Source organism: uncultured Apibacter sp., from assembly GCF_946479295.1.
Taxonomy (GTDB): domain Bacteria; phylum Bacteroidota; class Bacteroidia; order Flavobacteriales; family Weeksellaceae; genus Apibacter.
In genome coordinates, this window is the sequence record NZ_CAMLFD010000003.1 from 20,743 (window position 1) to 44,942 (window position 24,200).

A 24,200-nucleotide genomic window follows, 5' to 3' on the forward strand; every position below is an offset into this window, starting at 1 on the left:
AATCTATTTTTGTAAAAAATTTTAATAAATTATAAGTGATCACTTCCATAAAAAAGCACAAAAAACAATTGATTTTGTTTTTTATAGCAGGAGCTTTAAGTGCAGTAATTGAAATTTTATTTATGAAAATTTTATGTTCCCCTAATATGCTGCCTAGTTTTTTTTCTTTTGAAAATAAATCCAACGCATATCCATTATCCAATCTATTATCTACCGGCGCAGGTATTTTAAGTAATTATTTTTTTAGTATTCGCTATGTTTTTGAACGGGGCAAACATTCCAAAAAAAAGGAATTTATGCTTTTTATTTCACTTTCCATAATTACTATGTTTATGAGTTGGGGAGCTTTCGCAATATTTCATTATTTTATACATAAACCTATTAACCTATATTTTTATACTATGGGTGATATTGTTTTCTGTAAAGCCGCTGCAATTTTTGCAATTTCTTTAATAAACTATATTGCAAAAAAGAAATTAGTCTTTTCAAATTAACAATTTGATTATAATACACGCTTATTTTTTCAAAAAAATATAGCTTTTATAAACTTTGATAAGTTTATTAATTAAATTAAATGTTCTTTTACAAACATCTTTCACTAAGAAATAACATTAGATAATTATTCTGTCTCGCTATATGATTAAGGACTTCTAAGTTATATAAAACTAAATTTAATACATGCTTATTTTACTTAGATTTCAATACTAAGCTTCACATTATCTTTATTAATTTCCAGCAAGGACTTCCCCCCCATTATAATAGCACGTGTATCAAAAACATGACCACTCGGAAAACCAAATGCCATGGGGATATTATACTTTTGAAATCTGGAAGATATAACACTATAAGCTTCCTCATCATAGGGATCATTATAAAATTTATTCTCATCTTTAGAATCCATTTTAGTGAATGCCCCTACTAACAACCCTTTAATTTTATTGAGTACTCCCGCCCTTTTCATTCCAATTATCATTCTATCAATATGGTAATAGTTTTCATGCCAATCTTCAATAAATAATATTTTATCTTCAAAATGATCCAAAGATCGACTTCCCAATAAGCTATATAAAATCGATAAATTTCCTCCGGTAATAATTCCTTCAACTTTTCCTTCCTTATTAAAGGAATGAGTATCAATTTCATAATGCAATACATTGCCTTTCAATGCTTCAATCATTGTTGTATAGGTCTCTTCTGAATGACCTTCAGGCAAGGGTTTGCATACTGTAGCATGTAACGTGGGGATACCTCTCCTGTTAAAATGCTGATGAAAGACCGTATTATCTGAATATCCTATTAACCATTTAGGATTTTCTTTAAATTTATTTAATTTTAAAAAATCAACTATTTGTACTCCTCCATATCCACCTCTTGCAAACCATATCGCCTTTGCTGTAGGATGATCCAGTGCCCATTGTAAATCCTCCAATCTTTCTTTAACTGTACCTGAATAATTATATCCAAAGTAATAATGATTAAATGTATTTTTACCTATTTCATAGTTCCATCCTTGTGCGCTAATTAAATCTATTGCCGATTGAATATCTTCTTTTTTTACTGTTCCTGCCGGAGCTACAATTAATAATGTATCTCCCTCATTTATTGATTTCATAAATCTATGATATATATGCATGGCTCTTCTTTAAATTTAAACGTATTTCCAACACTTACTTTATTATTATAGGTTTAAATACAAAATGCATGCATTTATTGTTTATTATTAATATGAAGTGAACTAAACCATTGTAAGAGAATTCTATTTTCTTCATGGGATAAATTAGCTTCTTTATGCATCCATATATAACTGGACAATGGCATTGATTTATTTTCAATTACCCTATGTAATGCTGAGTTTATATGTTCTTTTTGATACTGATTATAATTACCATATTCTGAAAAATTAACATATTCTTTGCCTTGATTGATATGTTCTTTAATATACCAAGAAATAGGAGCAATATTCGCATACCCAGGATAATTTATTTCATTAGAATGACAATCATAACATGCTTTTTTCAAAATCGCTTTCACTTCAGAAGGTGCCTTAGTAATATAAGTATAATCCATTTCTTTTTTTACTGGAGGATTATCTTTATTTATTCGAATAAATTGTATTATAAAAAAAACTATGATAGCATATATTAAAATTTTTTTCATGTGTATTTAGTCAATAAAATAAGAAATTTCTTAAATTATAGTATCCATACCTCATTTATATTCCATAATGGTCTAACATCTATCATATTTGGATATAAATAAGTGGGTTCAGCCGGTTTAAAAATATCGACATCTGCCTTATCCCAAACACCGTTGTTATTTTCATCAACCAAAATGCGAATCAAATATTTACCTGGATTCAAATTTTGAAAAGTAAAAGTATCCTCTGAACCATATATATTTTCCAGAATATCATATTTTTCATTTAAAAGTTGAAAGAAAAATTTTGAGCTTGGTTTATTTTTTAATTGAATTTTTAAATTTCCAAATTCATTCTGTCTTTTAGTTTTAATAATATATGATAATGTATCCTTGTTTTTTTGATCTAGAAAATCTTTACATGCACCGTCTTTCAAGGTAACTTTATATTCTGTGTCGTAAGAAACCGGAAATTTAATGATAAGTTGTTTAGCGTTTAGAGAGTCTATTTGTGAACTAAAATCTATAGGTTGTTTATTTTTAGATACTTCTATTTTATTTTTATCGATTAACTTAATAAAATTAGACGATTTTAACGTTAAATATGAGGAGGTAGGTGTAATTTCTTTTTCAACAGGTGACAAAGCTAGATCTGATTTCAGCGTATTATCGTATAATAGATTAATCGTATCAGCTTTTTGATTATTTTTTAATAATAATTTTACTCTAAACTTCTTTTCTGTTTTCTTTATTTCATTACTATTAAAATAGAAATACAAACTATCAGAGAAAGGTTGGTGCTGTACTTTATAGGAAGTTATTGACGGATCTATAGGAGTCAATGATAACTTATCGGGATTTCCTTTTAATTTCACTTTTATAGAGCCTTGCCCATCTTGTTCAGCTCCTAAAACTTTATATACTTCTTTTGCCGGAGAGAGAACAATATCGTATCTCATATCCTTCCCCGGAGAAATATATTCAGGATAAAACCCAATAATTTCCTTTTCGGTATCGGGAATTAGATTAGAATTTAAATCATTAAAGGCTAACAATCGAAATTTACCTTCATGAAGATGATCCAATTTAAAATTTCCTAAAGAATCAACTCTTGATATATAATAAGGCTTATTTTTTAAATTAATTGAATCTTTACCTGATTTATCTTTATCAACTTTATATAATGAAATTATAATTGGTTCTACCAGCTCTCTTTTTAAACTTTGTTTAACATTTCCGTTAACTTGAAGACTGTCAATTTTATCTCCTGTTGAAAAAGTGAAAGAAAAGTTATCTAATTTATTTCCTTCGTTATTATCTTGAATGCTTGATCCGAAATTTATAGTATATGTCGTATTCTCCAATAAAGGCTCAAAAAAACGAACGGTGACATATTTTCTTGCTGTGCTTAACGGTGTTATAGAGGGAGTAATTCTGGGAGATGGAGATATGATCACTTGTTGTGCTATATCTTTAAGTAGTACATATTCATCGAAATTTACAACAATTTCTTTAATTGCTGGATTAACACGGGTCGCTAAGGTATCGGGCTTTGAGCTTATAAATTTAGGAGGGGTAATATCTTTCGCTCCTCCACTTGGTGAGCCTACCCTTGCACATGAAACTATTAGGCTGCTTAGTACTAAAAATTTAATTATTTTATACATATAAAACAAAGTTTAGTATAGTGTTTACAAATATACTTATTGTAACCATTCTATTAGTTATTTCTTATTTTATCTTCATCTTATTTCCCGTTTATTATTGATTAAAGTAATCAAGATAGCAGTAATGAAAAAGATAATTATAAATTGATATTAGGTTTTCTACTGTATTTCATCATTTAGATTTTATTCATGGAATAATTATTTAATTTATTTTACAGCTACGTTTATAATATATAAAAATTATTCCATTTTAAAATCCTTTCCATAAATTGGATTTTCTTCTTCAAAAAGAGACGGATATTGATTTTTATAAAAGCTGACAATCATTTTTGAAACATTATTATAAGCAATAATTCCTTCTTTTTGCGAATTTGATTTAAGATAAATATTATTGATATATGAAAATACATCAGATCCTCCCCTCGACATTCTTAAATAATATTTTTTTTCTTTCTCTCGGTCCATTTTCATTCCTTCGGAATAATTTTTTATAATTATATGTACATAGGCAGAATCATTCACGTATATTTCTCTCAATAAATAGTTTAGAGCTTTGTATTTAACACTATATTGAAAATCTTTATTAAGAGAAGACTCTCCCATATAAAAGGCGTAAAAATTAGCTTCGTCCTCCCTTGCTACTCCTGCCTGATGTCCCATTTCATGTGCTATAGTAAAGGGAACTGATGTATCTGGAATTCCTTTTGCTACCTGTGCTTCTCCGGTAAATGGGTTATAATAACCTAATATACCTAACTTATTCATAATGGGATTGAATAAAGATACCTTTACATTTTCTTTTTGTCTGGATATTCCATAAAAAGCATTTTGTTCTATATTAATTTCTCTAATCATTTTGTAACGATCTACAGTAAATTCTCCCTTTTTATTATTGGATACTTCTTCTTTTAACTTCAAACATTCATTAAATAAATGTTTCGCAACTATTTTATAATCGTTTAAAAAAAATTTTTCTTGAGGATTTTCAAATTGTATAAAGGTTTTAAAATTATATAATAGGCCAAAGGAAAGCATAAACCATCCATACAAAATGTTTAAAAGAAACAAAATTTTAATAAAATAAGAGGTTATTTTATCCTTATTTTTTTTAATAAAATTTATGAATGCAAGTAGAAGCCAAATTATGATAAGTGCCGACAAAAAAATATACAAATAATCTCCTATAGAAAAAGATGTGATTCCAAAAATTGTATTTAATATATGCTTAACTTTTATGACAAAATGAAAATACCAACTATTAGTTGATTTTAAACTCATTTTCAACACTTGAAATAGGAAAAATTGTAATAAAAGTGAAGACAATAAACCGTTTATACTTACTTTTATTTTTTTTTTAACTAACATGTTTATTGAAATTTTATAGATCTTATTGGAGTCATTTTAGAAATTATAAAGGAAGGTAACAACAATACGACTCCACTGATGACTAAGGTTGCCAAAGAAATTAAAAAAATATAGCTGAAATTTATATAAACAGGCACAGAACTTACATAATAATTATCCGGATCTAACTTTACAACCCCAAAATATTTTTGAATATATAGCAATGCAATAGCAATACAATTTCCTATCAGTAAACCGGGAATCATAATAAAAAGAGTATAATTTATAAATATACTTCTAATCTGTTTGTTGGAAGCTCCCAGGGTTTTCAACATTCCTATAGAATTTGTTCGCTCAATAATTAAGATAAGTAACACCATTATTATATTGATACCAACAACTATCATCATTATAGACATAATAATAAATATGTTTGTGTCAAAAATTCGAATCCAATCATTTATCTGCGAAAAGGTAGTTGTAGCCTTTTCTGCATAATTATTAAATCCGGCACATTCCTCTATTTCAGGAAAAACATGATCCAAATCCTCAATATCTTTAGTAAAAATATCATATCCTCCAATATCTTCAGGATTCCAATGATTTAATTTCTGTATATGTTGTATGTCTCCTATTAAAAAAACATCATCAATTTGCTTAATATCCGTTCTAAAAATACCTTTTACAATAAAACGTCTATATATTGGAGTTGTATTTTCTCTTACGAAAAACATTACAAAAGAAGAATCAATATCAAGTTTCATTTCTTTTGCTATTTTTTCAGACAATATTACATCATTACTTATTGAATCTTTAGAATAGTTAGGAATATCTCCTTTAATCATAAATTCTTTAAATCGATTTCGATCAAAATCATCTGAAACTCCTTTTAATATTACTCCGGCAAAACTTGATTCTGTCCTAATAACTCCACTTCTTGTAGCATATGCTTGAACGTTGGAAACATCGGGATCTTCCTTTATTTTCTGTAATAAAACATTACTTTTATTTAATTTTGAACTATTAAAGGAATTGTTACTGTCGAAACTTCTAATAGTTACATGGCCGTTAAAATCGGCCATTTTTTGTTTAATTGCTTTTTTTGAGCCAAATCCTATAGCCATTGTTATAACAGAAACAATAATTCCTATGGCTATAGCTGTTTGACCTATACGAATTATAGTTTGAGATAGGTTGTTTTTATTGCTTTTAGATAAAGCAATTTTCTTGGATATAAACCAGGTAAAGTTCAACTCGAATATTTTTTTCAAATATACTCAATTGTTTATTATTATTACCTTTTTTACTCTATTTGATTATTTTTGAGAGCATTATATAATGCATTATTATTTTTTGATTATAAAAAATATTTCACACCTAGTGCCAACCTTCCAATCGCCCTTAAAAATTTTAATTAATTATCAACAAATACTCCTATAATTAGCTAAATTAGATTCGTTTGAATAAAAAAATAATCAATCGCGAGCAAATTCCTCAAGGTATTCATAGAAGGGTTGCATTAATGTATAGATATGTGTAGCATATGCTATAAAATCATTACTAAATAATTTTTCCTGAGGTAGATTTTTGATAACGTAAAAATTTTTTAATTTTAAATATTCGGCAGCAGGACTATCCTTATCAAAACCGTTAGGAATCCTTTTTAGCTTCGTATCATCTTGTGACAAATCCCCTATTTCTTTTTTAAATGTTTTTTCAGAAATGATATTTTGAAAGGACTCATAGTCTTCATAGATTCCTTTTCGTATATTTTTTAGCTGGCTAGATGTTAGATCATAATACCCACAGGTCAGAAAACTATTTCCCGGCTGGATATGTATATAATAACCGCAACCCTTTTTTTCATTTAAAACTGCACCAAAGTGAGTTTTATAAGGTGTTTTATCTTTAGAAAATCGAATATCTCTATAAATTCTAAATATGCACTTTTTGGGATTTAAATATTTTATTTGTAAATCTATTTGAGCCATTGATTGAATAAGCTCAGATACTAAATGCTCAAAATCATTACGAGAATTTTCATACCAACTTTTATTTTCTGCAAACCATTCCCTATTATTATTTTTTTCTAATTCCGATAAGAAATTTAAAGTTTCTTTTTGTAACATAATATTCTTATTTACTAATGTTATAAATATAGAGTTTTACCTTATATTTAATTTTAATTTATGATATATATTCTATTTATTTGCGTACCAATATTGATTCATCATATTAAATAATAAATCCTGATAAGCCCATCCTATGCTTTGAGCAGCAATACCCGTAAGGCTTATCTGGTTTTTTCTATGTGGTCTAACATTTCCTGTCATATTTGGCTTCATATTTAAATCAAATAAATAATAATCACTATTTTCATCTGATCGGCAGTCTATTCTAATAGGAGCTTTAGCTTTTACTAAAGATGCAGCTTTTTCACAATGAGAAAATAACTCTTTAATTTTTTTATTCTTAATCTCATCTTTATTTAAAACTTCACTATTTTTCACCACAGCAACTGTTCCATTATAGGGAACAATTCCATTGATATGATTAAATCTCCTGACCGGAGGAAGACTCCAATAATCTGACATAATTTTATATTGGTTACCAAATCTATATTTTCCTGGAGGCATTACAGTAATCGTTAATTCCTTTCCAGATAAATATTTTTCAATGTAAAACGAATGATCTTTTGAATATGTTTTCTGATTTTGTTGGAGACATTCGCATAATTCTTTACCGGAATCTATTTTTATCACTCCCTGACTTCCCCTACCTCGAACCGGTTTCAATAGTATGGGATATGAAAAATTAAAATTTAAGTTTATTTTTTTCACCTCGTTTAATAATAAAAAATCGGGAACAGGTATTCCATTATCTTTTAGTAATTCATTAGTGATAATTTTATTATCATACCTATCAACTCTATTAGGACACTGACCAATAAAACCTATATTTTTAGAAAAAAATTTTTCAATTGGATGTCCCTTATATAATACTGTATTCAGCCATAGCAACTCTGCTCCTTTATTAATAGCATGATTTATACCTTCTTCGGTATCCGGAAATACCCAATCCATATCAACAGTAATATTAGGAAATTTTACCGGAGTTATAATGGGAAAGGAATCTTTATATAAAGCAAAAGCTATATCTGCTCCACTGTCTGAATATCCGCCAGGTTTCATCGGCTTATAAATTCCATCCACTAATGGAGGATTATTTGCCTGATATAAGATGGCTATTTTTAAATTTTTCATAATTATCTCTATTCATATTTTATTTGATTTTTAGAATTTTTCACATAGAACTCTAAATTTTAAAATATTTTTTTCATATAGATATCATTCTACATTAATATAGATATAATTGTCATTAAAAATATTGTAAAATATAAAAAAATCCTGAATCTAATTATCCAGGATTTTATATTAATAATTCTTATTCCCATTCAATTGTGGCAGGGGGTTTAGATGAAATATCATAAGCGACCCTGTTGATACCTTTTACCTCGTTTATTATACGATTCGAAACTAATTCTAAAAATTCGTAAGAAAATTTAGACCAGGTAGCAGTCATAAAATCAGTGGTATTTGCAGAACGAATTACTGCCGTATATTCATAAGTTCTTTCATCTCCCATTACTCCAACGGATTTTACAGGCAATAGAACTACAAATGCCTGACTCACTTTATTATATAAATCATGGTTACATAATTCTTCAATGAATATATCATCAGCTTCTTGTAGTATTTTTACTTTTTCTTCCGTTACTTCACCTATTACTCGAATACCTAAACCAGGTCCCGGGAATGGATGGCGATATACCAACTCTTTAGGAATTCCTAATTCTATCCCTACTTTTCTAACTTCATCTTTAAATAATTCTCGCAAAGGCTCCAATAATTCTAATTTAAGCTCATCAGGTAGTCCACCTACATTATGATGAGATTTAATAACGGCTGAAGGACCTTTTACTGACTGGGATTCGATAACATCCGGATAAATAGTCCCTTGTGCCAAAAAATCAATATTTTCCAATTTAAAGGCTTCTTCTTCAAAAACCCTTATAAATTCATTGCCTATAATTTTTCTTTTCCTTTCGGGTTCATCTACTCCTTTAAGTTTAAAGAAGAATCTTTCTTCAGCATTGATTTTTTTTATGTTCATATTAAAATGCTCACCATAAACTTGCATCACTTTCTCTGCTTCATTTTTGCGTAATAAACCCGTATCAACGAAAATACAGTTTAATTGATCTCCGATTGCTTTATGTATTAGAACTGCTGCAACAGATGAATCCACACCTCCCGAAAGACCAAGCATTACTTTTTTATTTCCTACTTTTTCTCTTATCTTTTTTACTTCAGTTTCAATGAAATTCGAAATTTCCCAATTTTTAGTACATCCACATATACTAAAAACAAAGTTTTTTAAAATTTGCTCTCCGTATTCAGTATGAGAAACCTCCGGATGGAATTGAACAGTATATATCTTTTTTAGATCGTTTGCCATACCTGCCATAGAATTAGTTGAAGTTCCGATAAGTTCAAAACCATCAGGCAACACCGTTACTTCATCAAAATGACTCATCCAAACTATGGAAGTTTGTGGAAGATTAGAAAGTAAAACGTTATCTTTAACAATTGTAAATTCAGATTTTCCATATTCACCTTTTGTTCCTTCAGATACAACACCTCCTAAAAGTTTAGCCGTTAGCTGCATCCCATAGCAGATACCCAAAATCGGTATATTTTGTTCAAATAATTGTTCTTCCACCAAATGAGCTTTCTCAGAATTTACCGAAGAAGGACCTCCCGAAAGTATTATCCCCTTGGGTTGATGAGATAGTATTTCATCTAGTGGAGCATAATAAGGCAAAATTTCCGTGTATACACCAAATTCTCGGATTCGCCGTCCAATCAATTGATTATATTGTGAACCAAAATCCAAAATGATAATTCCATTTTTCATCAAGTATCGTATATATAAAATTGTATGTTTATGTCGACGTTTTATTAACTAGGAAATCTTATAATCTGTATACATTAATTGCAAATTTATTCTTGCAAATAAAAATCAAAATAATTATTAAGAGTTTACATTACTTAATCTAAGCATCGACTTTAATTATAAATAAAGTTGTAACTTTTTAATCTTACAAATTTAAAAAATTTTCATATCGTTTTTTTATAATATGCTTGTATAGTTTTATAACATATTTTTATTTTTCAAATAAAAATTAACATAATTTATAAATATAAACTTATTTTTTCTTTTAAAAAAATGACTTAGCTATTTTAACATTTTATAAACAAACTATTAATTTTTTTTTTAACGAAGCCTCTAGTAATCAGAATTAAATAAATAAAATGTTTTTTTAATAAACTATAATAATTTATTTCCTTTTTTCATAAATTATAAAAAATAATAATTTAACTGTTTTTTGTGTTATGTATGCTAAAAGTTTTTTAGTTTAATTACCTGTTATTTACAAAAATTTTCCACATCTTCTTTAGTAATAGGATCAGCTCCTAAAATAATTAATCTTTCAACCACATTTCTAAGTTCTCTAATATTACCCGTCCACTCAAAGGTTTTTAATAAATCAATCGCTTCTATATCGAATCTCTTAGCTTTAGATCCGTATTCTTCTGCAATAATTTCCGAAAAATGTTCGATTAAGATAGGTATATCATCAATTCTATCTTTTAATGAAGGAACTTTAAGCTCTATAACTGATAATCGATGATATAAATCTTCTCTAAATCTACCATCCTTTATCTCATCTTTTAAATTTTTATTAGTAGCTGCAAGTACACGTACATCTACAGAAATTTCACTATCACTTCCTACTCTGGAGACTTTTCCTTCTTGTAGAGCTCGCAGTACTTTAGCTTGAGCGGATAAGCTCATATCTCCTATCTCATCCAGAAAAAGAGTACCCTTATTAGCTAATTCAAATTTACCTTGCTTATCTTTTACTGCACCTGTAAAAGAGCCTTTCATATGGCCGAAAAGCTCGCTTTCAATTAATTCTGAAGGGATGGCCGCACAGTTAACCTCTACCATAGGCATAGCTGCTCTCTCACTTTTTTCATGAATAGAATGGGCAACTAATTCTTTTCCTGTACCGTTTTGCCCTGTTATGAGAACTCTCGCATCAGTTAAAGCAATTTTTTCAATCATTTCTTTAATTTCTCTAAGTTTTTTAGAGTTACCGATCATCTCATATTTTTTGCTTACTTTTTTCTTCAAAATTTTATTCTGTGAAAAAAGTTTTTGATTTTCACTTATAAGATTTTTCTTATCTAATGCATTTCGTACGGCACTCAACAATCTACCCAAATCGGGAGGTTTAGAGATATAATCGAATGCACCTTTCTTTATACAATTTACCGCAATCTCAATAGTACCATGTCCTGAAATCATTATAAAAGGTAAAAGCGGCTTTTCTTCCATTACTTGACAAAGTAATTCTTCACCGTCCATCTTAGGCATTTTAATATCACATATTACCAAGTCATACTCATTTTTATCAATTAATTGTTTAGCTTCTAATCCATCTTGAGCCTCGTCTATCTCAAATTTTTTATCCTCTTCTAAAAGTATGCTTTTTAATACTCTTCGTATAGTTTCCTCATCCTCAACAATTAAAATTTTAGTCATAAAATTAATTTATTTATATATACAAAGATACTGTTTTTAGGTTAAAAATTGATTGCTATATAGTTAGTCATTTTGAACTCTAATTAATGAATTAATTTGGAATCTGCATTTTTAATATTAATAATTATGTTAATTTTGCTTTTTGTAAATAATGAAGATGAAAAGACAAGCGGAAGCAAAATTACCCACTGAATGGGGACAATATCAAATAATAGCTTACTCGGATAATGAAAATGACTGGATGCCTCATCTAGCTATGATAAGTGCGAATACCAACTTAAATCAAACCGTAAATATTCGTATTCATTCTGAGTGCATAACTGGAGATTTATTTCACTCTAAAAGATGTGACTGTGGAAAGCAGCTTGACGCAGCTATGAAATATATACATGAAAATGGAGGTATTCTTCTTTATTTAAGACAAGAAGGAAGAAATATCGGCATCATCAATAAATTAAAGGCATATAATCTTCAAGACAAAGGGCTCAATACTGCAGAGGCAAATATTGAATTGGGTTTTCCTGCAGATGCAAGAGATTTTAAAATTGCGGTGGAAATATTAGAAGATTTAGGAATCACTTCTATAAATTTATTAACTAATAATCCCGAAAAAATTTCCTATATAAGTGAAAGTTCAATTAAATTAGTAAAAAGAATACCTCTAGAAATAAATCCTGAAAAAGAAAATCTGGATTATTTGAAAACTAAAAAAGATTACTTTGGCCATTTACTGAATAATATTTAGCTATCTATTCCATTCAAAGACTTTCATTTCCTTATTTATTAAATAGATCTTAGAATATACACTAAGGCTTATTATCCCATTTTTGGGGGATTAATAATATAAGAAACTTATAATATATAAATTTTATTTGAAAATAATTTATATTATTCACTTCAATACAGATAAAAATTATTCTTTTTCCATATTTAAAGAAATCTTATTTTGTTTTTTACATCATTTATATAATATTCAATCTAAAAACATATTTATAAGATTTGATTAACGGTATGTATATTTAGATTAAATAATTTACTAACAAATAGATTTTTTTATAAATTTGATAAAATTATCACTATATCATAATCTAATGTCAACAAATTTATCATCTCTTTGGAAAGACAAACTTCTTAATCGATTTTTAAAATATGTAAGTTTTCACTCAACTAGTGAACCAGGTATTGATAAAATACCAAGTACTGAAAGACAGTGGAAAATAGCTAATTATTTATATGAAGAATTACTGTCTATAGGCTTGGAAAATGTTTCAATTGATGAAAATGGATATGTAATGGGCTATGTACCTTCTAATAGTTCTCAAGATTTGCCAACTGTCGGTTTTATATCTCATTATGATACTTCACCTGATTTTTCAGGCGAAAATGTAAACCCGCAAATATGGGAAAATTATGAGGGTGAAGATTTAATTTTGAATAAAATTACAGGTTTCACATTAAGAGTTAACGAATTTCCGGAACTTAAAGATCACATCGGAGAAACAATAATAACTACAGACGGAACAACTTTACTCGGAGCTGACGATAAAGCCGGAATAGCCGAAATTGTTACGGCTGCAGAATATTTGCTACAACACAATGATATTAAACATGGAAGAATAGCTGTAGGATTTACTCCTGATGAAGAAATTGGAAAAGGTGCCGATCTATTTAATGTTAAAAAGTTTGGCGCAAAATGGGCATATACTGTTGATGGTGGAGAAGTGGGAGAACTCGAATTTGAAAATTTCAATGCCGGCGCTGCTGTAATAACTATAACAGGAAAAAGCGTTCATCCCGGATCAGCTAAAGGGAAAATGATTAATGCAGGATTACTTGCGGTTGAGTTTTCTAATTCATTACCTTTAGAAACGCCTGCAAACACAGAGGGATATGAAGGATTTTATCATTTAACAAAAATTACCGGAAATGTTGAAAAGGCTCAATTACAGTATATCATTCGTGATCATGATTTAAAAAAATATGAATCACGTAAGGAAAAAATGAAGAATATTATTAAACAGCTCAACTCTAAATATGGGGAAGGAATTTTCAAAATTGAGATTGAAGATCAATATTTTAACATGCGTGAAAAAATAGAAGATAAAATGTTTATCATTGATATTGCAAAAAATGCCATGGAGAAAGCAGGTGTTGAACCAAATATAAAAGCTATTAGAGGAGGAACTGACGGTTCTAAACTTTCATATATGGGTTTACCTTGTCCAAATATTTTTGCGGGTGGACTTAATTTTCACGGTCCATATGAATTTATTCCTCTTGAATCAATGATTAAGGCTACAAAAGTCATTATTGAGATATCTCAAAATATATATTAGAAACTATTTTTAAAATCGAAATGAAAAATTCATATTTTGTTCTTTTTTTTATATTATCACTGCTTTACATTAAAGGACAAACTCCTACTAAAATCATCGTTAAATTAAAAGATAAATCTAATGGAGAAATAAGTCAAGCAAAAGGAATATCTAAAATAAATAAGCTCTTCTCATCCAATAAAATAGAGAAAATCATACTCAGTGAAAAAGATAATTCAAGCATATATACCGTTGAATTTTCAAGCGAAACCAATATTCAGAAAATTATAGATGAATATTATAAAACAGGAGAGATTGAGTATGCAGAGCCAAACTATATTTATAAAACACAAGTCCACCAAATTAAACAAGCTGTGATTAGTCCTAATGATCCCAATTACAGATATCAGTGGGGGTTAAATAATGATGGATTTATCTCTACTGCTTTAAGAAATTTTCACTCTAAAAACGGAGTAGATATTAATATAGAAAAAGCTTGGGAAATTGAAACAGGAAATGACTCAATTATAGTAGCAATAATAGATACCGGTTTAAATGTAAATCATCCTGAGATTAAAGATCGATTGTGGATCAAAAAGGGTAAAAACTTTATTAAAAATGAGGATTCTAATGATTTATCTTCCAAAAATGATCATGCTATTAACGTAGCAGGAATTATTGGTGCTCATGCTAACAACAAATTAAGCTATACTGGGATAGATTGGAATTGTAAATTAATGATATTAAAAACCTTAGACAACAATGGAGAAGGTTATAATACTGATATTAGTGAAGCGATACATTATGCTGTTGACAATGGTGCCAGAGTTATAAATTTATCTTTGGGAGGGCACGAAAATTCTATTCTTATGAGTAAAGCTATTGAGAAAGCATTAAAAAACAATGTTGTTGTAGTCGCTGCTATGGGTAATGATAACAATGAAAAAATAAACTACCCCGCAGCTTATCCCGGGGTTATAGCAGTAGGTGCCATAAATGCTGAATCAAATCGTTCGAATCCATTTTATAATGTTCTACTTTCAGGTAGTAATTATGGTAAATACATATCTGTTGTAGCTCCTGGAGACGTTATTTTCGGCTTGGTAAACAACGATCTTTTAAATGTAGTATATTACATGAGTGGAACTTCACAAGCTACACCTCATGTTTCCGGATTAGCTTCTTTGTTATTAGCCCAAAATTCAAAGAGGACTCCTTCTGAAATTAAATCAATTATTGAAAAAACGGCCGATGATCAAATGGGAGATCCTTCTGAAGACACGCCAGGTTGGGATAAATACTATGGGTACGGAAGAATAAATGCCTATCGAGCACTTTCCAGTAACATTAAAAATGAAGATAATGAATCTAATAAAAATAAGATAAGGGTGTATCCTAATCCTGCTAGACAGAGTTTTAGTTGTGATTTTCCAATTAATACGAAACAAATTACCATTTTTAATGAGTTAGGACAAGTTGTTATTTCAAAAAAGATTAATGGCTTGATAAATGAAAATTTCTATATTCCTCATCCCGGAATTTATTACATACATTTTAAACTTGAAAATGGAAAGAAAACAAATAAAAAAATAATTATTATAAAATAAAATTGAAATCCCCCCCTTAACTATAATTTCAACTTACAGTAATTCTGAAAGTTGCTTTTTTTTAATCAATTGGCAAGAAAAAACGCGCAGGATTTCTAATAAATAGTTTTAAAGCCGAATATAAGATTTTTCCCATTTCTTTAGTAGGAACATTAACTGATTTCATAGCTACCCATAATGATAAAGAAAAACTTACCAAAAAATTGCATAATCCAATTCCAAATATACCTATAAAACCTAAAATAAAGTCCGTACAAGAAATATTAAAATTAAAATAGGAAAGTGCCATTGCATAATTACCTCCTGAGAATGTGATGTGACGAATATCAAAAGGTATTCCTAGAAAATTGCCTATTAAAAAAGCGCTGCCTAAACATATACCTAAAAATACATTTCCTGAAATCCCTCCAATTTTATTATTGTACCAGTTAACCCAATTTCTTCTTCTTTTTTCTTTTATAAATCGTTTTAATAAGGGATGATTATAAAGTCTTTCCGGAATATTATGGTAACGAGTATAATTTTCTGTAATACCGGAAATTAAACCGGATATAAATAAGAAAATTCCAGCAATGGATGCAAACCAAAAAATTTTATAATCCATATGTACTACTTCATCACGAAAATCTGTCGCTTTATGTAAATTTATTAATTCGATACCCGTAAAATAGGATAACAAATAATACAAACCTACGCCCACAATAAATGCAGCAAATACATTTCCTATAAAAGCGATAAACTGACTTCTAAATATACGTGTAAATAACAACCCGAATTCTTTATAATCACTGGCAGATTTTTCATCCTGATTTAACGCATGTGCTAATGTTGCTGCAGTCATTGCCGGTTGTTTAGTTGCTAATGTCCAATGTATTAAATATATTGAGACAAAACCCCAAGAATAATTTAAGCTGTATAATAATGCTTGAATGAATGGTGTATAGGTATGCATGCCTATTTGTGCCTTTATAAAACACAATATGGCAACTAGAAATCCACCTCCCATCGCCGAATAAAGCATTTGCATATATTCTTTTGAAGTATTAGTTATATATTTCTCTCCCGCTTGTCTATTATGCCACGTTACTAATGATGTTACCACATAAAGAGTGCTTTGAAACGAATTTGTGACACTACTTTTTGTAGAATATATTCCCAATAATTTTTTAGTTAAATTAGCCATAGCCAAGGATAATGGCTTATTATCCAATAAATACAATGCATTTATTAGAATAAGTATACGATCAATTTGTTGTCTTAAACAGGTTACTTTTATTGTAATGGCCAATGATATTCCTTTACTTTCTTTTTGGTCGATAATATTATCTAGGTAGATTTTACATAATTTTATTTGTTCACATAAAACATTTATTTTATCTAAATCAATAAATTCATGGTCTTGTAATATTTTTATTAAGCGACTCGTTAATTTTTGAAAAGGATTTTCTTCTATATTCCTTATATAACTCATTTTAAATACTTCTGGATCAGCAGCTCCGCCCACTACTCTATCTATTAATATAAGGGCACCTTCTCTTATCTGTTTTTTTACATATCCGCAATTGCAAATGACAATATCGTCACTAAATAAAACCTCATAAAACTTTTGCCAACGATCAAGAGGAATTAATTTCAAAAAATTGTGATTAACATTAGAATAAAGAACTTCATTTGCTAACGATAACAATGTTTGATCATCTGAGATTTGTGGTAATATTTTATTACCGATTTGCCTAAAAAATAAAGATATTAGTTTATCATTTGTAAATATTCCGAAATCCGTGATAAACTTCTGCATATATATATTTCGGAATAAAGGAACAAGGCGCTCAATAAATTTTTCTTTAATGGAAGGATTTTTATAGAGCATTTGTGTGATATGATCTATAAAATCAATTGAATTATCAAAATTTTTTCTTCCGTATTTCAGTATGCTCAGTAGAATATTACGCTCTTCTCGTGTATCTAATATCTTTTTTAAATTATCTTCCATCTTTATCTTCAAACTAACTTATAAGACTCATTATACATTATTTTTTTATCATTCAACTTAAATAATGATTAATATTATACACCATTATATATTTTCTATAAATATAATGTCGCATAATTTAAAATAAACGTATTGAATTTATAAAGTTAATATATCTTTTCCAATAAAGCTAAAATTTCTTTCAAACCTTGTATTTTCGCATGCAAGGTCGCCGTATTACCTCTAATATCTGCAATCGTATGATCGGCTCCCCTTTCTAATAATAATTTAACCATTGAAGGTCTATTAAAAGAAGCTGCATAAATTAATGCCGTAGCACCGCAATTATTCGTTTCATTAACATTTGCTCCAGCATTAATTAATTTGACTGCGATATTTTCAAATCCTTTAAAGCACACTCCCATCAAAGCCGTATTTCCGCTAGTATCTTTATCATCAATCATAGGATCTAACTCTAATATGAAATCAACTATATCTTCATATCCATAATAAGATGCTAAAAGTAAAGGATTGTATCCTCGGTTGTCTTTACTGTTTAATAAAGATATATCTTCTTTCAAAATTTTAGTAATTAAATCTAAATCATATTCTCTTATTGCTTGAAATAAAATTTCCTTTGTTCCCATATAAAATTTTATTAAAAAAAATCTGCCGAATTCTATTCGGCAGACCTAAATAATTTATCATTAATTATATAATTCCTAATGCTTTTCTTACTCCATTCCCGTACTCCGGATCTGCTTGATCAAACAATTTTAATTGCCTTTCAATAATTTCTCTTGACACCCCCTGCATGGCATCCTTAATATTATTAAATAGTCTTTGCTTTTCTTGTTCTGTAAATAATCTGAAAAGATCTCCGGGCTGCTTAAAATCACCGTATGTATCATTTTCTTCATATCTCTCAACATCTCCATGGATTTTATAAGGTGGCTCTTGAAACGAACGATCTTCTACTGGACCATTTTTAGAATTGGGTTCATAATAAGCGTCAGGATTTTCATTTAAATTTTCAAAAAATCGCATTTGTCCATCTTTATAATACGGATTGTTTTCTACTAAAGCATGATTAGCAGGTAATAATTCATAATGAGTACCTAATCGATAACGATGTGCATCTGCATAAGAGAATATTCTTGCTTGTAGTACCTTATCCGGAGAAAAGGATATACCAGGGACTATATTTGAAGGTGAAAATGCTGCATTTTCAATATATTGAAAATAATTGCTGGGATTCTCATTCAATTCCATAATTCCTATTTCAATTAATGGATAATCAGCATGAGGCCAGACCTTAGTTAAATCAAAAGGATTATAAGGTGTCTTTAAAGCATCTTCTTCAGGCATAATTTGGGCATATACTGTCCATTTTGGGAAATCACCTTTTTCTATCGCTCCATATAGTTGTTCTTGATAAAACTCTCTTGTTTTTCCGGTTATTTCTTCAGCTTCTTTATTAGTTAAATTTTTTATTTCTTGCTGAGTTTTAAAATGAAGTTTAAACCAAAATCTTTCCCCTTTATCATTCCAGAACGAAAAAGTATGTGAACTAAATCCATGCATATGCATAGGACTTTTAGGGATACCTCTATCTGACATTAATATAGTAACTTGGTGTAAACTCTCTGGTGTTAATGACCAAAAGTCCCACATGGCTTCACTTGATCTTAAATTAGTTTTGGGGTGCCTTTTCTGAGTATGTATAAAATCAGGAAATTTGTACCCGTCTCTTATGAAGAATACGGGAGTATTATTTCCAACCATATCCCAATTTCCCTCTTCAGTATAAAATTTCAAGGCAAAGCCTCTAACATCTCTATCAAGGTCTGAAGCACCAGACTCACCAGCAACAACTGAGAAACGAGCCAACATTCTGGTTTTTTTTCCTATTTCAGAAAAAATCTTTGCTCTTGTGTAGCGTGTAATATCATGAGTCACTGTAAAGGTCCCGAAAGCCCCCCAACCTTTAGCGTGAACTACTCTCTCAGGTATACGTTCTCTGTTTTGATTAGCTAATTTTTCAATTAACTGGTAATCTTGCATAAGAACCGGACCTCTTAATCCTGCCGTCAATGATTTTTGGTTATTAGCTATCGGATTACCGGCAGTAGTAGTCAACTTCTCGTTGCTCATTCTAATTGTTCTAAATTATTTAATAAAGTTTTTTTATATGAGTGTTAATAAAACCTTTACTTAAAATCATTGAATGATTTTAATATAGTATAAATATCTCTCATAATATAATATTTACATGCAATATAGCTATTACTATGCCAAATTGCAAATTATTATCTAATTTTATTTTTATTTTAAAAAATTCACATTATGTATATAAAAAAATAAAGTTACTATAATTGATATATTATAATATATAACATATAAATTATATTGATTTTAAAAATAAAATAGCAAATTACAATAATTAAAAAAAAATATTTATTTTATACTTATAAAAGTATATTTTTAAGATAAATAAATCTTTTAACGAAATGTTTGAGTTATATCTTTTATAATTGGTTAATAAATGGAAAATTATAAACAAATTTTCTTACTCAAATGTAATTTATTATTATATATTTTTGAAAAATGTATATACGCCATAGATTTATTGAATTAAATAAAAAATGAGGACTTAAGGTAGTAAATTTATTATATTAACAACAAAAAAAACGACTTTATAGGTCGTTTTTTGATTATATTTATTTCTAATTAGTTTAATCAATATTATTCTATTCTAACACTTTTAGCTTAGCAAATTTTAATAATAGCTTTTTGTCCCCTTCATTTTCAAAATTAATAAGCGCCTTTGCATTTTCAGGATCACCTTCAATTGATATGACTTTTCCCTTACCAAAACGATCATGCAATACATGATCACCAATTTTTAAATTAGCAATCGATCCGCCAACCGGATTTGTTAATTTAGCACTCGAAATTGGTTTTAAATTTTGTGGAGATTTTACTTGAGCATCGTTTTTTTGGTACTTAGGGTTAGGTCCTTTAGGGTAGCGAGGCACAAAATCATCTTCAAACAAATCCAAATTTAATCCAGAATTATTTCTATTGGAATTGGTAAAATTAATATTTAATACCTCCAAATGCTTTTCACTGATTTCTTCTAAAAATCTACTAGGTTCTCCATCAACTATTTTCCCCCACCTGAAACGGGTTGTAGCGTAAGTGAAATAGGCTTTTTCTTCTGCTCTTGTTAGAGCCACGTAAAATAATCTTCTTTCTTCTTCCAATTCTTGCCGAGTATTCAACGACATTTGAGAAGGAAACAAATTTTCTTCTAACCCAACAATGAAAACAATGGGAAATTCTAATCCTTTTGCTAAATGGATAGTCATTAAAGAAACTTTATCTTCTTCTCCATCTTCCGAATCTAAATCAGAGGCTAAAGCTATATTTTCCAGAAAAAAATTCAAACTTGGATCCCCTCCATCTAGCTGTCTTTGTTCATCAACAAAACCTTGTAAACTATTTAATAATTCCTGAATGTTTTCAACTCTGGATATTCCTTCAGGGGTATCGTCTTCTTTCAAAGTTTTTAATAATCCGGAAGTGACGGCTACTCGCATGGCAACTTCATATACATCTTCAGTTTTCAATAATACTTGAAAACTCTTAATCATAGTCCAAAAATTGGCTAATTTATCGATTGTTGACTTGTTAATGCCTAATGAATTACCATAAAACTCTATCTGCTCCAAGATTTCATCTAAAGATTTTCCTTGTTGATCGGCTCCAACAATAAGTTTATTAATAGTAGTATCTCCAATTCCACGAGCAGGATAATTAATTATTCTTAACAGAGCTTCTTGATCTTTAGGATTAACTAAAATCCTTAGGTAGGCTAGAAGATCTTTAATTTCTTTTCTTTGATAAAATGAAAGTCCTCCGAATACCTTATAAGATATATTTTTTTTTCGCAATGCTTCTTCAATGGCTCTAGATTGTGCATTTGTTCGATAAAGTATAGCGAAATTTTTATTTTTTTTCTGTTGTGACATTTTAAGTGAAAAAATCTCTGAAGCTACATAATTCGCCTCATCGGCATCGGATAGTGCTCTATAAACAGGGATTTTATCTCCTGATGGATTTTGTGTCCAAACATTTTTTTCTAATTGGTCGCGGTTTTTAGCTATTACTTCATTAGCTGCTTCAACAATTATTTGTGTAGATCGGTAATTTTGTTCAAGAGGGATAATTTGGGCATCCGGGTAATCTTTTTTAAAATTAAGTATATTCCTGATATTAGCGCCCCGAAAAGCATAAATGGATTGCGCATCATCACCAACTACACAAATGTTTTCGAATCTTGAAGCCAACGCTTTCACTATTAAATATTGTGAATGATTAGTGTCTTGATACTCATCTACCATAATATAACGAAAACGATCTTGATATTTAGCCAATGATTCAGGAAAACGTGTAAGCAATTCATTGGTACGAAGCAACAGATCATCAAAATCCATGGCACCTGACTTAAAGCAACGTTCTACATATGCTTGGTAAATCTGTCCTATTTTGGGACGCATAGCAGCTGTATCGGCTTCTATTAATTCAGGATTATTAAAGTAGGCACGAACAGTTATCAGATTATTTTTATAACTTGATATTCTTCCTAAAACTTGTTTAGGTTTATAAATATCCGTATCAAGCTGTAATTCGTTGATTATCTTTTTAATTACATTTAGACAATCTTGCTGATCATAAATTGTAAAGTTTGAAGGAAATCCTAACTTATTTGCTTCTGCACGTAAAATTCTTGCAAAAACAGAATGAAAAGTTCCCATCCATAAATTTTTAGCTTCAGTACCCCCAATTAATGACGATATCCTCTCTTTCATCTCACGAGCTGCCTTATTTGTAAAGGTTAAGGCTAGAATATTAAAAGAGTCAACACCTTTATCTATAAGATGGGCAATTCTATACGTTAAAACTCTTGTCTTTCCAGAACCTGCTCCCGCAATAATCATTAGAGGTCCTTCGGTTGTGCTAACTGCCTGTTTTTGAACTTCGTTTAAATCTGCAAATAAATCTTTCATACGAAAATCAAAGGTATGAATTTTTAAGAAAATTACTACAGTTTACTTAATGAAGAGGTTATTAATGGTTAAGTATTATTTCTGAATACGCTTATTTTAAATTAGACCTAACTATTAATTTATGAAAAGATTTAATTAGGTTCATATATATTTGAATTTTATTTTAAGAGGGTATTTACTTTACTATTGCAGCTATTTTGATATACGACGAAAACGCTAATTCTATAATTTAAATGAAATATCATTTAAACCAAAATGCACTTCGTTTTCTTTTATATCATAAATTAAAAAAAATCTTATATATCCTCTAATTGTATCATTATGTGTTATAATCGATTAGCTCTATTTTTTATTCTAAGGAAAATAACAAGATAATTTAGAATTCTAAATTATATATCAATTTTAAAAGGGATTTTATTAAAAAGTAAATAAGATATTTCTCGTAAACTATTTATGAGAATTAATTACTTAGGATGTATTACTAAAATCAAACTTTATTCCTTTTTGCTCATGTTTTGGAAATAAACCGAATTCCTTTTCTAACTTTCATTTTTTCAGTAGTGAAATATTAATCTAATCTTTTATGTAATAGCTGTCTTTTATAAACTTAATGTCAAATCAATATTTTTTAGATATTGCATTTTCGTTATAAAGTATTATTCTTTTTTAGATTCTAAATATTATAAACAATTAGTGAGATGATATTTATGTTTTAATTTGTAATTATAATGTCTAACATTTTATAAAAATCTCTAAGAATTTTAGCATTTCCCGGCCATGCAGGTGAAGTAACTAGATTACCATCAAGTACAGTATCTGTAGCATCCACTTTTTTATAAATGGCTCCAGCCAATTTTACTTCGGGCGCCACTGCTTCATAGCATGTAACTGTTCTTCCTTTTATTACGCCAGCTGCCGTTAAAACCTGTATTCCATGACAGATTGCTGCAACGGGTTTTTGCTGTGTAAAGAAATATTGTGTAATATCAAGCACTTTATCATTTAAACGGATATATTCGGGAGCTCTTCCGCCTGTTATAAACAGCCCGTTGTATTCATCAGGATTAATCTCTGAAAAAGTTTTATTGATTATAAAATTATGACCTCTTAACTCTTGATAAGTTTGAAATCCAACAAAATCGTGAATCGCAGTTACTATGCTATCACCGGCTTTTTTATCCGGACATACTACATCTACTTTTACTCCTAAAGATAATAGTGACTGATATGGAACCATTATTTCGTAATCTTCAACAAAATCTCCGGCTAACATTAAAATTTTCATATTCTTTTTCATTTCATATAATCATTTATCTTACTAAAATAAGAATTTATTAAATTATTTATCTCTTAATCAATATATAATAACATAATATAAAAAATTCCCTGAAAAATTCAGGGAATTCAAAGTTTAT

Annotated in this window: 18 protein-coding genes; 4 read left to right on the forward strand and 14 right to left on the reverse strand. The window is 29.0% G+C overall.

The genetic code is table 11. The annotated features are described in order from the left end of the window. Positions 1–74: 74 nt before the first annotated feature. Positions 75–494, forward strand: coding sequence for a GtrA family protein (locus tag Q0T35_RS03835; protein ID WP_295810881.1), 420 nt, complete (start codon positions 75–77; stop codon positions 492–494). A gap of 197 nt (positions 495–691) precedes the next feature. Here the strand turns inward: Q0T35_RS03835 and Q0T35_RS03840 are convergent, their stop codons facing one another. The 9 genes from Q0T35_RS03840 to Q0T35_RS03880 form a co-directional block, all read right to left on the reverse strand. Further along, complete coding sequence (locus tag Q0T35_RS03840; RefSeq protein WP_293918275.1) at positions 692–1,612, reverse strand: LD-carboxypeptidase; 921 nt, start codon at positions 1,610–1,612, stop codon at positions 692–694. A gap of 95 nt (positions 1,613–1,707) precedes the next feature. After that, positions 1,708–2,157: a heme-binding domain-containing protein gene (locus tag Q0T35_RS03845; RefSeq protein WP_295841028.1), complete on the reverse strand. Its 450-nt coding sequence runs from the start codon at positions 2,155–2,157 to the stop codon at positions 1,708–1,710. A 35-nt stretch (positions 2,158–2,192) separates the two neighbouring features. Then, positions 2,193–3,803 (reverse strand): Ig-like domain-containing protein, encoded by a 1,611-nt coding sequence (locus tag Q0T35_RS03850; protein WP_293918271.1) that lies wholly within the window; start codon positions 3,801–3,803, stop codon positions 2,193–2,195. 240 nt (positions 3,804–4,043) lie between these two features. Beyond that, the gene (locus Q0T35_RS03855) at positions 4,044–5,168 is read right to left on the reverse strand and encodes a DUF3810 domain-containing protein (RefSeq protein ID WP_295841029.1); all 1,125 of its coding nucleotides are present in this window, start codon (positions 5,166–5,168) and stop codon (positions 4,044–4,046) included. Positions 5,169–5,170: 2 nt separating this feature from the next. Beyond that, complete coding sequence (locus tag Q0T35_RS03860) at positions 5,171–6,400, reverse strand: FtsX-like permease family protein (RefSeq protein ID WP_295841113.1); 1,230 nt, start codon at positions 6,398–6,400, stop codon at positions 5,171–5,173. 222 nt (positions 6,401–6,622) lie between these two features. Continuing rightward, complete coding sequence (locus tag Q0T35_RS03865) at positions 6,623–7,276, reverse strand: DUF2461 domain-containing protein (protein WP_295841031.1); 654 nt, start codon at positions 7,274–7,276, stop codon at positions 6,623–6,625. A gap of 72 nt (positions 7,277–7,348) precedes the next feature. Next, positions 7,349–8,410: an ATP-grasp domain-containing protein gene (locus Q0T35_RS03870; RefSeq protein ID WP_295841033.1), complete on the reverse strand. Its 1,062-nt coding sequence runs from the start codon at positions 8,408–8,410 to the stop codon at positions 7,349–7,351. A 181-nt stretch (positions 8,411–8,591) separates the two neighbouring features. Continuing rightward, positions 8,592–10,124 (reverse strand): glutamine-hydrolyzing GMP synthase, encoded by a 1,533-nt coding sequence (gene guaA, locus Q0T35_RS03875; protein ID WP_295810890.1) that lies wholly within the window; start codon positions 10,122–10,124, stop codon positions 8,592–8,594. Positions 10,125–10,637: 513 nt separating this feature from the next. Next, a complete protein-coding gene (locus tag Q0T35_RS03880) occupies positions 10,638–11,819 on the reverse strand; it encodes a sigma-54 dependent transcriptional regulator (protein ID WP_295810892.1) in 1,182 nt (393 codons plus the stop codon). A gap of 157 nt (positions 11,820–11,976) precedes the next feature. Here Q0T35_RS03880 and ribA point away from each other — a divergent pair, with 157 nt between their 5' ends. The 3 genes from ribA (at position 11,977) to Q0T35_RS03895 (ending at position 15,741) form a co-directional block, all read left to right on the forward strand. Then, positions 11,977–12,564 carry a GTP cyclohydrolase II gene (gene ribA / locus Q0T35_RS03885; protein ID WP_295841034.1) on the forward strand — a complete coding sequence of 196 codons (588 nt, stop codon included), beginning with the start codon at positions 11,977–11,979 and terminating at the stop codon, positions 12,562–12,564. A gap of 346 nt (positions 12,565–12,910) precedes the next feature. Beyond that, a complete protein-coding gene (gene pepT, locus Q0T35_RS03890; protein WP_295841036.1) occupies positions 12,911–14,155 on the forward strand; it encodes a peptidase T in 1,245 nt (414 codons plus the stop codon). A gap of 20 nt (positions 14,156–14,175) precedes the next feature. After that, positions 14,176–15,741, forward strand: coding sequence for a S8 family serine peptidase (locus tag Q0T35_RS03895; protein WP_295841038.1), 1,566 nt, complete (start codon positions 14,176–14,178; stop codon positions 15,739–15,741). 61 nt (positions 15,742–15,802) lie between these two features. Here Q0T35_RS03895 and Q0T35_RS03900 read toward each other — a convergent pair whose 3' ends face one another. From Q0T35_RS03900 to Q0T35_RS03920, 5 genes are all read right to left on the reverse strand, one after another. Further along, the gene (locus tag Q0T35_RS03900; protein WP_295841040.1) at positions 15,803–17,734 is read right to left on the reverse strand and encodes a site-specific recombinase Gcr; all 1,932 of its coding nucleotides are present in this window, start codon (positions 17,732–17,734) and stop codon (positions 15,803–15,805) included. Positions 17,735–17,880: 146 nt separating this feature from the next. Next, the gene (locus tag Q0T35_RS03905; protein WP_295841041.1) at positions 17,881–18,360 is read right to left on the reverse strand and encodes an ankyrin repeat domain-containing protein; all 480 of its coding nucleotides are present in this window, start codon (positions 18,358–18,360) and stop codon (positions 17,881–17,883) included. A gap of 64 nt (positions 18,361–18,424) precedes the next feature. Beyond that, positions 18,425–19,867, reverse strand: coding sequence for a catalase (locus Q0T35_RS03910; protein ID WP_295841042.1), 1,443 nt, complete (start codon positions 19,865–19,867; stop codon positions 18,425–18,427). A 596-nt stretch (positions 19,868–20,463) separates the two neighbouring features. Continuing rightward, complete coding sequence (locus tag Q0T35_RS03915) at positions 20,464–22,785, reverse strand: ATP-dependent helicase (RefSeq protein WP_295841044.1); 2,322 nt, start codon at positions 22,783–22,785, stop codon at positions 20,464–20,466. 712 nt (positions 22,786–23,497) lie between these two features. Further along, positions 23,498–24,082: a DJ-1/PfpI family protein gene (locus Q0T35_RS03920; protein WP_295841045.1), complete on the reverse strand. Its 585-nt coding sequence runs from the start codon at positions 24,080–24,082 to the stop codon at positions 23,498–23,500. Between the last annotated feature and the right edge of the window lie 118 nt (positions 24,083–24,200).

Excerpts from the sequence above, each read along its gene's own strand:
- Q0T35_RS03840 (WP_293918275.1), bottom strand. The coding sequence starts at position 1,612 with ATGAAATCAATAAATGAGGGAGATACATTATTAATTGTAGCTCCGGCA.
- Q0T35_RS03845 (WP_295841028.1), bottom strand. The coding sequence starts at position 2,157 with ATGAAAAAAATTTTAATATATGCTATCATAGTTTTTTTTATAATACAA.
- Q0T35_RS03850 (WP_293918271.1), bottom strand. The coding sequence starts at position 3,803 with ATGTATAAAATAATTAAATTTTTAGTACTAAGCAGCCTAATAGTTTCA.
- Q0T35_RS03855 (WP_295841029.1), bottom strand. The coding sequence starts at position 5,168 with ATGTTAGTTAAAAAAAAAATAAAAGTAAGTATAAACGGTTTATTGTCT.
- Q0T35_RS03865 (WP_295841031.1), bottom strand. The coding sequence starts at position 7,276 with ATGTTACAAAAAGAAACTTTAAATTTCTTATCGGAATTAGAAAAAAAT.
- Q0T35_RS03870 (WP_295841033.1), bottom strand. The coding sequence starts at position 8,410 with ATGAAAAATTTAAAAATAGCCATCTTATATCAGGCAAATAATCCTCCA.
- guaA (WP_295810890.1), bottom strand. The coding sequence starts at position 10,124 with ATGAAAAATGGAATTATCATTTTGGATTTTGGTTCACAATATAATCAA.
- Q0T35_RS03880 (WP_295810892.1), bottom strand. The coding sequence starts at position 11,819 with ATGACTAAAATTTTAATTGTTGAGGATGAGGAAACTATACGAAGAGTA.
- ribA (WP_295841034.1), top strand. The coding sequence starts at position 11,977 with ATGAAAAGACAAGCGGAAGCAAAATTACCCACTGAATGGGGACAATAT.
- pepT (WP_295841036.1), top strand. The coding sequence starts at position 12,911 with ATGTCAACAAATTTATCATCTCTTTGGAAAGACAAACTTCTTAATCGA.
- Q0T35_RS03895 (WP_295841038.1), top strand. The coding sequence starts at position 14,176 with ATGAAAAATTCATATTTTGTTCTTTTTTTTATATTATCACTGCTTTAC.
- Q0T35_RS03900 (WP_295841040.1), bottom strand. The coding sequence starts at position 17,734 with ATGGAAGATAATTTAAAAAAGATATTAGATACACGAGAAGAGCGTAAT.
- Q0T35_RS03905 (WP_295841041.1), bottom strand. The coding sequence starts at position 18,360 with ATGGGAACAAAGGAAATTTTATTTCAAGCAATAAGAGAATATGATTTA.
- Q0T35_RS03910 (WP_295841042.1), bottom strand. The coding sequence starts at position 19,867 with ATGAGCAACGAGAAGTTGACTACTACTGCCGGTAATCCGATAGCTAAT.
- Q0T35_RS03915 (WP_295841044.1), bottom strand. The coding sequence starts at position 22,785 with ATGAAAGATTTATTTGCAGATTTAAACGAAGTTCAAAAACAGGCAGTT.
- Q0T35_RS03920 (WP_295841045.1), bottom strand. The coding sequence starts at position 24,082 with ATGAAAAAGAATATGAAAATTTTAATGTTAGCCGGAGATTTTGTTGAA.